We start from the raw sequence: 9,465 nt of genomic DNA on the forward strand, positions 1-9,465 counted from the left end.
CAAGATGGACATCCTGCTGACGCACGGCCATTTTCTTCACGAGGATGCTCATGAACTCAAGGTCATGAAGCCGTATCCGCCTCTGGGCATCCTGCACCTCTCTGCGTACCTCAAGCAACGGGGGTTTCACGCCCGCGTCTACGATGCAACCTTCGGTTCTCTTGCCGAATATAAAACCCTCCTGGAGCACGAGCATCCGGCGGCGGTAGGCATCTATGGTACGCTCATGACGAAGTTTTCCGTCCTCGAGATGCTCCAGCTCGCAAAGGCTGCCGGATCGGTCGTGATTCTGGGCGGCCCCGAACCGGTCAACTATCTGAACGAATATCTGGATCTCGGCGCTGACGTCATCGTGTTGGGTGAGGGCGAAATGGTGCTGGAGGACCTGTTGCCGGTTCTCGCCACATCCGGATGCCACGCCCTTGAGCGGATCTCAGGCATCGCTTTTCGGCGCGAAAACGGATCGGTCTTTCGAACGGCTCCCCGGCCCCTGATCGAGGATCTGGATTCACTCCCCGATCCGGATCGCGACGCCGTCGACATCGATGAGTATCTTGGTGTGTGGAGGGCACATCACGGCATGGGCTCGGTATCCGTAATTTGCGCGCGCGGCTGCCCCTATCATTGCACGTGGTGCAGCCGCGCGGTCTATGGGAACACGCATAGACGACGCTCGCCACGACGCGTGGCTTCGGAGGTGGAACATATTCTGGCTCGATATAAGCCGGATCAGCTGTGGTATGCCGATGACGTGTTCACGATCCACCACCCTTGGTTTTTCGAGTATGCGGCCGAACTGAAGCGGCGCGGGATCCGGGTGCCTTTCGAGTGCATTTCCCGCGCCGACCGCCTCAACGAAGAGGTGATCGACCAGCTGTCGGAAATGGGATGCTGCCGCCTATGGCTGGGATCGGAATCGGGATCCCAGAGAATCCTGGACGCGATGCGGCGAGGGGTGAAGATCGAACAAGTCCGGTCTGTGGCTCGCGCCTTGAAGCGGCGTGGAATTCAGACTGGGATGTTCGTCATGCTGGGATACGAAGGAGAAGATACGAATGATCTGAAGGCTACACTGGATCTCATCACAGAATGCGCTCCGGACTCGTTCCTGACCACGGTGGCATATCCCATCAGGGGGACGGAATACTACGAAACAGTGCATGAGCGGATTCTTGATGGCGCTTTCTGGGAGCTTCGGACCGATCGTGATCTCGGGGTGCGCGGGCGCCACTCCCGGCGATTCTATTCCTTTGCCACCCGCTGGATAGTGAACTCAGTCGCCCTGCAACGAGAGCGCAACACAGGCCCCCACCTTTTTCGACTGGCCAAGGCGGCAGCTGCCACGCTCGTCGGCAGACTGGGAATGGTGATGACGCACCGTGAGGTGGATCGAGGCGCGCGTGGCAGTCGGCGAGACAGGCAAGGGGCGGTGCGATCATGAGCCTTCAGGCGTTTGATGAAATCGCAGAAAGCTACGACGGCTCTTTCACGGATACCATGATCGGCCGTGAATTGAGGCAGATCATCTGGCGCAATCTGCAAGGGATTTTTCAGCCGGGCGCTCATGTTTTGGAACTGAACTGCGGCACGGGTGAGGACGCAGTCTGGCTGGCCGGCAGAAAAGTACGCGTCCTGGCGACGGATGGCTCTTCCGCAATGCTGGAAACGGCGGGGCGCAAGGCCGTTTTGCACGGCATGTCCGACAAGATTGAGTTCCTGCAGTTGGACCTTGCCAGCCCCTTCGCCGGTTGGCCGGACTTCAAGTTTGACGGGGCGCTGTCCAATTTTGGAGGGTTAAACTGCGTCTCGGATCTGGGTCCTCTCGCAGGGATGCTGGCTCAAAGGATAAGGCCAGGTGGGCATTTGATCATGGTCTTGATGGGCCGTTGGTGTTTTTGGGAGATACTCTGGTACATGCTCCGCCTGCAGCCGCAGGTTGCTTTCCGCAGACGATTGCAGGGAGGAAGAGCGGCCCGCATCGGCAATGGGAGCATCGGCGTATGGTATCCATCTGTCGGAACTTTACGGCGAATCTTCAGCCCCCAGTTCAGGCTCCGGCGCCTGCTGGGTCTGGGAGTGTTCCTGCCGCCTTCCTATCTCCAAGAGGCGATCACGCGGCGGAGACATCTCCACCACCTGCTGCGCCGGCTTGAAACTCTCACGGCAGCAACCTGGATCTTCGGCCGCTTTGGTGACCACATTCTCTTCGACTTTGAACGTACGACTGTTGTGCCGCGAGACCACCGATGAAGCCCAGGATTATTCTTTACAATCCCAGGAGTAATTCTTCAGGCAAGAAAATTCTGCCCATGTCTCTCCTGGCTCTTGGGGCGGTTCTGGAAGGGCGATACGAATACAACATTGTCGACGGGAATGCCTCGCCTGAGCCCTTGCGTCTTGTCCGCGAACAGGTACGTCAGGGAGCGGGCGTTCTAGCGGTCACGGTCATGCCGGGACCGCAACTGCTGCAAGCCTTCCCCGAGTGCCGGGCGCTAAAAACTGAATACCCGCAGTTGACCGTCGTCTGGGGAGGATACTTCCCGACTCTCCATGCGTCCTCTTGCTTGAGATCACCGGCTGTAGACTGCGTGATACAAGGCCACGGTGAATTGGTGTTTCTGCAGTTTCTGGATCTCCTCGAGCGCAATGGAGACCTGAAAACCTTGGATGGGCTGGCGTATCGCGACCGCAATGGGACCGTGATTGAAAATCCGCCGGCTGCGATTCCACACCCGGAAACCTTGCCGCCGTTTCCCTATCACAGGATTGATATGCTCCAATACGTACGGAGCACATTTCTCGGCTCCCGCACCCTGGGCCACCACTCAAGTTACGGGTGCCCTTTCCAGTGCAACTTCTGTGCGGTCGTAAACATGGTGGATGGGCGCTGGCTGCCGCAGCCGGCCGAGTTGGTCGCAGAAATAGCCAGGCTCTATGTAAGACGCTGGCAGGTGAACGCAATCGAGTTCTATGACAACAATTTCTTCACTCACGAAGCCCGTGTTGCCGAGGTTGCAGCGCGCATTGCCCCGCTGCGACTCTCCTGGTGGGGGGAGGCACGAATCGACACCCTGCTGAAGTATTCAGAGGCAACCTGGCGTTCCATGCGAGACTCCGGACTGAAAATGGTTTTTATGGGGGCGGAATCAGCCACTGCGGGGACACTTCAACGCATGCGCAAAGGGGGTTCCATGACTCCCGCGCAGACGCTCGAAATAGCCGCGAAAACCAGGGAATATGGAGTTGTGCCCGAGTTCTCTTTCGTTGTCGGGAATCCCCCTGATGCGGAGGCCGATGTCCGCAATACGTTCGGATTTATCCGCCGTCTCAAGAAAGTGAATCCTGCGAGTGAGATCATCCTCTACAATTACACGCCAGTCCCTCTCGACGGGGAGTTGTATCGTGCGGCTGTGGCCGGCGGTTTCGATTTTCCGGAAACCCTGGAGGAGTGGGTGAGCGCAGATTGGATGGAGTTTTCATGCCGGCGTCACGCCCGTGTGCCCTGGCTTCGAGAGGGGTTGCGACGCAAAATCAGGGATTTCGAACAAGTGCTCAACGCATACTACCCAACCCGGACCAATGCGAGCCTGAACGGAGGCCACCGCGCCTTACTCCGGGCGGCAAGCGCGTGGCGCTATCATACTGGAGTCTATGGCTTCCCCGTGGAGCTGCGTGTGTTCCAAAAGCTCCTTCACTATCAACGCCCCGAGACCGCGGGCTTTTGACCCATGTTTCACTGGATGGAGTGCCTGTTTGTTCGCCGGACTCGACTCAGTGTTGCCGAGGCCTATGCCCGCTGGGCACCCAGTTACCCTGCACGGGCTCATAACCAATTGATGGCACTGGAAGAGCAGGCCGTTCTCGAGATGATGCCGGATGTTGAGGGACGCGCTGCGCTTGATCTGGCATGTGGAAGCGGCCGGTATCTCGAGATATTGATGCAGCACAAAGCGCAACCGATAGTCGGACTGGATGCATCGGCCCCCATGCTCGCGCGCGCCAGAGCCAATGCGGCAAATCTGGTGCAAGCCGATCTGCTTTCGCTGAGCCTGCGCGCAGGCAAGTTCGATATCGTCACCTGTGGCCTGGCGGTCGGCCACATAAGGGATTTGCGGCGTGCGTTGTTCGAGATCAGCCGGGTGTTGGCCCCAAAAGGTACAGTCGTCTATTCCGACTTTCATCCTATCGGATCATGGCTGGGCTGGGAGAGGACCTTCCGAGGCGAGAACCGGCGAGAATATGTGGTTCCGCATTACACGCACCTCTACTCCGATCACGTAGCCGCCTGCGCGGCCGCCGGTTTGAGAATTGACGATGTGCGTGAGCCTCGCATTGATTTCGGGCGCGAATGGCAGGGCTGCCCGGCTGTGCTGGTCATTCGCGCCTGCAAACCGGATTGACCCATGCGGTTCTTCCCACCCCGCCCTATAACCTTCCTGCAAGCGCACGGCTACGGCCCCGGCGGCACAATCCTATCCTCGCTTCGAGTCGCCGAAGGCCGGGTTGCGGGTTTGAACTGCGCACCTGAACCGAAAGACACTGTTATTAAACTCGGCGATGCTCTCGTCCTGCCGGGACTCATCAACGCACATGACCACCTGGAGCTCAACAACTTTCCACGCATGAAATGGCGGGATCAGTACGCCAATGCTCGTGATTGGATCGCCGATTTTCAGCCTCACTTCGAAACAGATCCCACCCTATCCGCCGCCATGTCCATTCCCCTCAAGGACCGGCTGCTATTGGGAGCTGTCAAGAACCTGCTCAGCGGTGTGACAACCGTCTGTCATCATAATCCGCTATATCGCCAATTGCGGCGCGGATTCCCCGTCCGAGTGGTCCGCCGCTACCGGTTCAGTCACTCGCTGCTGATCGATGGCGAGGCGGTCAAGCGTGAATGCCGGAGGACTCCCGAGGATTGGCCATGGATCATCCATGCCTCCGAGGGTACGGACGTCGCAGCTGCCGGCGAGTTTTCCCAATTGGACCGCTGGGATTGCGTGGGGCCAAACACCTTGATTGTTCATGGCGTGGGGCTGGGAAAGAGAGAGCAGGCGACGCTGATCCACAGGGGTGGGGCACTGATCTGGTGTCCTTCTTCCAACGATTTCCTTCTGGGTGCTACAGCCGATGTTTCCGCGTTCACCGATGCCCGGCGTGTCGCGCTGGGAACCGACTCGCGCCTGAGCGGGGAGCGCGATCTGCTCACTGAAATGAATTATGCCGCGACGCATCACTATGTGAGTGCGGCCGACCTGTTGCGCATGGTAACGGTCGACGCGGCAACGCTGTTGAAGTTGTCCGACGCTGGCGCGTTGCGGCTTGGCGTTCCCGCGGACCTCATAGTTATTCCTCTCACCTCGTCAGTGCCTTTGGATACCATCCTGGCATCGGACCGATCAAAGATCCGGCTGATTATGTTGGGGGGCCGGGCGCAGGTCGGCGATGTCGACATGTCGCCGGTGTTTGCCGCTACCCGTGTGCCGTGGGTGGAGGCGCGGATCGATGGGCAGGCGAAACTGATGGCAAGAGCGCTGGCGAACAGAATGAAAGACTGCGCCGCCCACGAACCGGGACTCGAGCTGTGAATCCATCCTCTCGGTAGCTGGCCGGGATGGACTGCATCGGGAAAGGGGACATTCCGACTTTCCGCACGTCCTGTCGGGTGCCAGGGTCACCGCCGACACATGAAAAAACGAATGTCCCCTCTTTCTGCTCGTTTCTCGAGGGAGAGCTGTGCTGTCGGGTGGAGTTCAAAAATCGTTGTCGCCGTGTTCGTCCAAAGGCGCCAAGATCACGACTCCTCCAGCGGGTATGTTAATGCCTACGAAACTGCTTGCCGACGTCCCGTTAAGATCTGCTACCAGCGGCTGGCCATTCTGTCCGAAGATATCCACGCGGACCGTAATCGCTGAAGCTCCTGTGTTGGCAAGGACAATCTCCGTTTCCCATCCGCCTCTCGCGGCGAATTGTGGAAGGATGACTGCCGCGGGCCCACCGATGCCCGGGCTGATCACGGGGACAGGTGTTGGTACCGACAAGTTGGTGGCAGGGAGAGTGCTGAAGTTCTGTCCCCGGAAACGCAGGCCGATGACTGCGACCGGCAGATCCGAGGAGATGTCCAGGGTGCCGGTCAAATCGCTAGGGACGGACGGCTGGGAACTGAAAAGCTCCGTGACGAATTTGGCCGTCTGGTTCAGTGAGTTCACCGTAAGAGTCTCCGTTGCCAAGGTTGCTCCGCCATCATCACGCAATGACAGCGTAATGTGGGCAGCCGTGGGCCCCGGGTTCGCAATGGCGACTCCCAGATTGCGGGAGAGGCGGCCGCTTGTGCTCACAACCAGGATGGCATGCATGGTCATGTTCGCAGGAAGAACACCGGCCTGGGTGGTGTCGGTGCCTCGCCTTTTGCCGAACGTTTCAAAGACCACGAGGCCTGCCGTGGCTGCCGAGGTGGGCGTAACGACGGCGTAACCGGTTTGCACGGGAGTGTTGTCATGATGGGCGCTCGGCTGCTGCAATGCCGCCGCCCTGGGCACTGATGTCTGCTGGAATGCCATGATCATCAGGGCAATTACCAGGATTTTGACTGACTTCTCAATGCGATTCATGTCTTTCCCCTTTCAGACTTATTTGTTCATCTCACCTCTCAAAAACCCTGCAACTGGTGCGCCAGTGCGTTTGCCATTTTCCCATCATGAAGCTGGAATCCTGCAAGCGTTTGAATCAGGAACAAATAAAGCATGGACACTGTTGTTTCTCGCGCATGCCGGCTTCGCTGAACAGAACATCGACGCTTCCAGTCATGGAAAAATTCCCTGATAAGTGCCTCTCGACAGCGCTTTGGCATATGTATTGGCAAGGCTCTCGACGGCAGACTGGAGGGCGGAAATATCGGAAGCCGCTTCCCGCCACTTTTCGATTTCAGGGTTTACCCTGATTCTCGCTAGGGAATAGCCTTGGTAATTATCATGCACATGTTATGACTGCAACGGGATTTCAATGACTGACAATCGGTCTTCGCGTTTTTCAGTAGAGCCCTCTGCCGATTGAGATCGGGATTTGCTCACGAAATGAGATATGCTGCGACTCATACTATTGCTATAACACCGGCGGACAGAGTGAAAAACTGCGCTGCGCATGAACCGGGACACGAACTGTGAACCCTTCATCCAAAACGCCATCCTGGGTAATCCGATGCTTTCAGTCCGGCGATGAACAAGGAGTTACGGGCTTGTTTCGAAGCGTCTTCGGTCGCCTTGTGGCCGAGGGGTACTGGGAGTGGAAACTGCGCTCTCTTCCGACACAAGCCGAAAATGAGTGGGTTGCAGTGGCCGATGGCAAAATTGTAGGCCACTATGCAGTGACGCCCGTCCGATTCAAAGTTTGCGACCGGGAGTTCCTTATCCCCCATGGTTGTGACGCAATGACACATCCCGGGTACCGCCGCCAGGGAATCCTGTCAGCACTGGGGCGACGGGCCAATGAGGTCTGGGGACGGGCTGGAGCCCCGTTCCAAATAGGGTTCCATTACGGCGGCTGGGGCTCGGTGCGCGAAAGGCTCGGATGGCAGCCCGTTGCCCGGCTCCTCTGGGTGAAGCGTTGGATCAGACCGTTCGCCTCTTTGGCACAGCGATTCCGCCTTCCCGGTACGCGGATCTGGACAAGAGCTGATTCACTGTTCAACCGGATTCGCGTTCCCAAAGAGCAGGATTCGGATTTCGGCTCCGCCGCAGGGAGGATCCGATTAGAGCGCGTCCGGCGTGCCGGCGGCCAGTTTGACCGGCTGTGGGAGAGGCTTTCTTCCGCCTACGGCATTCTTGCAATCCGGGACCGCGCCTGGGTACAGTGGCGCTACCTTGACATGCCCGGTGTGGAGCAACAGTTGATTCTGGCAAGCCGTGAAGATCAACCGCTGGGATACATCGTCTTTCGGATTGCACAAGAAGCGGGCATGGTGCGGGCCGCCATCGTTGATTGTTTCGTCGCTCCGGAAGATACGGTCACGTTGAGAGCGCTTGTGAGCCATGCCGTTGATGAGGTGTCCGGGCGGGGTGCACGGAGCCTTGCGGCACTCGTGATGCCGGATTCACCTCTGTGCGGCCAATTCCTGCAGGCTGCTTTCTGGAAAGGGCGGCACGGATTCGATTTTTCGGTCATTCCCTACTCATCCACGATTTCCGACCTGATAGCCGGCGGCTGGTTTGTGACCGGCGCAGAAGGGGATGTGATTTGAAACTGGCGGCCGCATCGGATCCGGTAGCCGAAGTTCTCTGGTACGCGGGATTTGCCGCCATCCGACCTGTGGTGCGCTCCCGCGTCTCGCGATGCGTGCCCGGGGGCGGCCGGCGGGTCCTGGTGATTGCGCCCCATCCGGATGACGAAACCGTCGGCTGTGCCGGAACCATCCTATTGCACATCATGAGCGGCGATACGGTCTGCCTGGCTTTTGTCACCGACGGATCGAAGTCCCGGGCGGGTGGGCTCGATCCCGGGCAAATGAGAAGGCGGAGGGAGAAAGAGGCGCAAGCGGCTGCAGGAGCTTTGCGGGTGAACCGCTACGAATGGTTCGGACTGATGGAGGGAGGCTGGACTTTCGATCAGCTGCGCACGCCGCTGCTCAACTTGCTGCGACAAGTCTCACCCCAGATCATCTATGCCCCTTCGCGTGTGGATTTTCATCCGGAGCATCATAAAGTCGCGCATGGTCTGGCTCGACTGCTTTCCGGGGAGGGCATAGATCTGTCCCATGCCATCCTGCGTGTGTACCAGCTTCAAGTTCCTCTGACTCCTATTCTCACAAACCAGGTGGTTGACTGCTCGAGTGTGAGCGAGAAGGCCGAGGCAGCACTGAATGTCTACGCGAGCCAATCCGCAAATCTCGGCCGTGCCGTCCGAATGCGGCGTTACAGCGCGTTGCTCTATGGTTTCAGGAAATACGGCGAGGAGTACTGGCAGATGCCCGCTGGAGCTTATTGCCGGCTTCACTGTAGTCCACCCGACCAGTGGAATACCGCCCGCTTTCGCGGCATTCGATATCGTTCGTTCAGCGATCCGCTGGCTTACATTTCTGGCATACCGGAGCGCATGCATCTGAGGAAAATCTCGGAAAGTTCCCTCATGCGCCTTGACGCACCCTGCGACACATGAAAATCGGGGCGATGTTGGGAGACATGAGCCGGGTTGAGTCTGGCAGCCGCGACCCACGTCTTGGGTGCGCCCAGGCGCACAAAAACCGGGATCTGATTACGGGTTCAAGACCGTGCCCGCTAGACCTGAGTCAGGGGTTGGATCTGATGGGGACAAGCCTCTTCCCGTCAAGTTACACTAGCCTCGATTTCCACGGTACTGGAAATGACTAACGCGTCCAGCCGCATTGCCCTGAAATCGGGCAGCCGGGCCGTTTTGAGCCTCGAATCGTTAGCGATATCGAATACTTATCTGTAACGATAGTGCATACCATAG

At 58.3% G+C, this 9,465-nt stretch carries 8 protein-coding genes; 7 read left to right on the forward strand and 1 reads right to left on the reverse strand.

What is annotated here, in order from left to right; translation table 11 throughout:
• Positions 1 to 4 precede the first annotated feature (4 nt).
• The 5 genes from LAP85_12835 to LAP85_12855 are packed head-to-tail and all read left to right on the forward strand — an operon-like array spanning position 5 to position 5,588.
• Positions 5 to 1,441, forward strand: a complete 1,437-nt coding sequence (locus LAP85_12835) for a B12-binding domain-containing radical SAM protein (protein ID MBZ5497281.1) — start codon at positions 5 to 7, stop codon at positions 1,439 to 1,441.
• Entirely contained in the window at positions 1,438 to 2,250 is an 813-nt protein-coding gene (locus LAP85_12840) for a class I SAM-dependent methyltransferase (protein MBZ5497282.1), read from the forward strand. Before LAP85_12835 ends, LAP85_12840 begins: the two co-directional genes overlap by 4 nt.
• The gene (locus LAP85_12845) at positions 2,247 to 3,725 is read left to right on the forward strand and encodes a cobalamin-dependent protein (GenBank protein MBZ5497283.1); all 1,479 of its coding nucleotides are present in this window, start codon (positions 2,247 to 2,249) and stop codon (positions 3,723 to 3,725) included. The genes LAP85_12840 and LAP85_12845 overlap by 4 nt, the downstream gene beginning before the upstream one ends.
• Positions 3,726 to 3,728: 3 nt before the next feature.
• Positions 3,729 to 4,400 carry a class I SAM-dependent methyltransferase gene (locus LAP85_12850; protein MBZ5497284.1) on the forward strand — a complete coding sequence of 224 codons (672 nt, stop codon included), beginning with the start codon at positions 3,729 to 3,731 and terminating at the stop codon, positions 4,398 to 4,400.
• Positions 4,401 to 4,403: 3 nt separating this feature from the next.
• A complete protein-coding gene (locus LAP85_12855; GenBank protein ID MBZ5497285.1) occupies positions 4,404 to 5,588 on the forward strand; it encodes an amidohydrolase family protein in 1,185 nt (394 codons plus the stop codon).
• 165 nt (positions 5,589 to 5,753) lie between these two features.
• Here the strand turns inward: LAP85_12855 and LAP85_12860 are convergent, their stop codons facing one another.
• Entirely contained in the window at positions 5,754 to 6,611 is an 858-nt protein-coding gene (locus LAP85_12860) for a hypothetical protein (GenBank protein MBZ5497286.1), read from the reverse strand.
• Between the two features lie 548 nt (positions 6,612 to 7,159).
• On the opposite strand from LAP85_12860, the gene LAP85_12865 reads away from it, so the two are divergent.
• Both LAP85_12865 and LAP85_12870 read left to right on the forward strand, forming a co-directional pair.
• Complete coding sequence (locus LAP85_12865; GenBank protein MBZ5497287.1) at positions 7,160 to 8,236, forward strand: GNAT family N-acetyltransferase; 1,077 nt, start codon at positions 7,160 to 7,162, stop codon at positions 8,234 to 8,236.
• On the forward strand, positions 8,233 to 9,150 hold the full coding sequence (locus LAP85_12870; protein ID MBZ5497288.1) for a PIG-L family deacetylase: 918 nt from the start codon (positions 8,233 to 8,235) through the stop codon (positions 9,148 to 9,150). The genes LAP85_12865 and LAP85_12870 overlap by 4 nt, the downstream gene beginning before the upstream one ends.
• Positions 9,151 to 9,465: the final 315 nt, after the last annotated feature.

It is taken from the genome of Terriglobia bacterium (assembly GCA_020072565.1).
Taxonomy (GTDB): domain Bacteria; phylum Acidobacteriota; class UBA6911; order UBA6911; family UBA6911; genus JAFNAG01.

Coding starts and splice junctions, on each gene's coding strand:
- LAP85_12835 (MBZ5497281.1), top strand. CDS start 5: ATGGACATCCTGCTGACGCACGGCCATTTTCTTCACGAGGATGCTCAT.
- LAP85_12840 (MBZ5497282.1), top strand. CDS start 1,438: ATGAGCCTTCAGGCGTTTGATGAAATCGCAGAAAGCTACGACGGCTCT.
- LAP85_12845 (MBZ5497283.1), top strand. CDS start 2,247: ATGAAGCCCAGGATTATTCTTTACAATCCCAGGAGTAATTCTTCAGGC.
- LAP85_12850 (MBZ5497284.1), top strand. CDS start 3,729: ATGTTTCACTGGATGGAGTGCCTGTTTGTTCGCCGGACTCGACTCAGT.
- LAP85_12855 (MBZ5497285.1), top strand. CDS start 4,404: ATGCGGTTCTTCCCACCCCGCCCTATAACCTTCCTGCAAGCGCACGGC.
- LAP85_12860 (MBZ5497286.1), bottom strand. CDS start 6,611: ATGAATCGCATTGAGAAGTCAGTCAAAATCCTGGTAATTGCCCTGATG.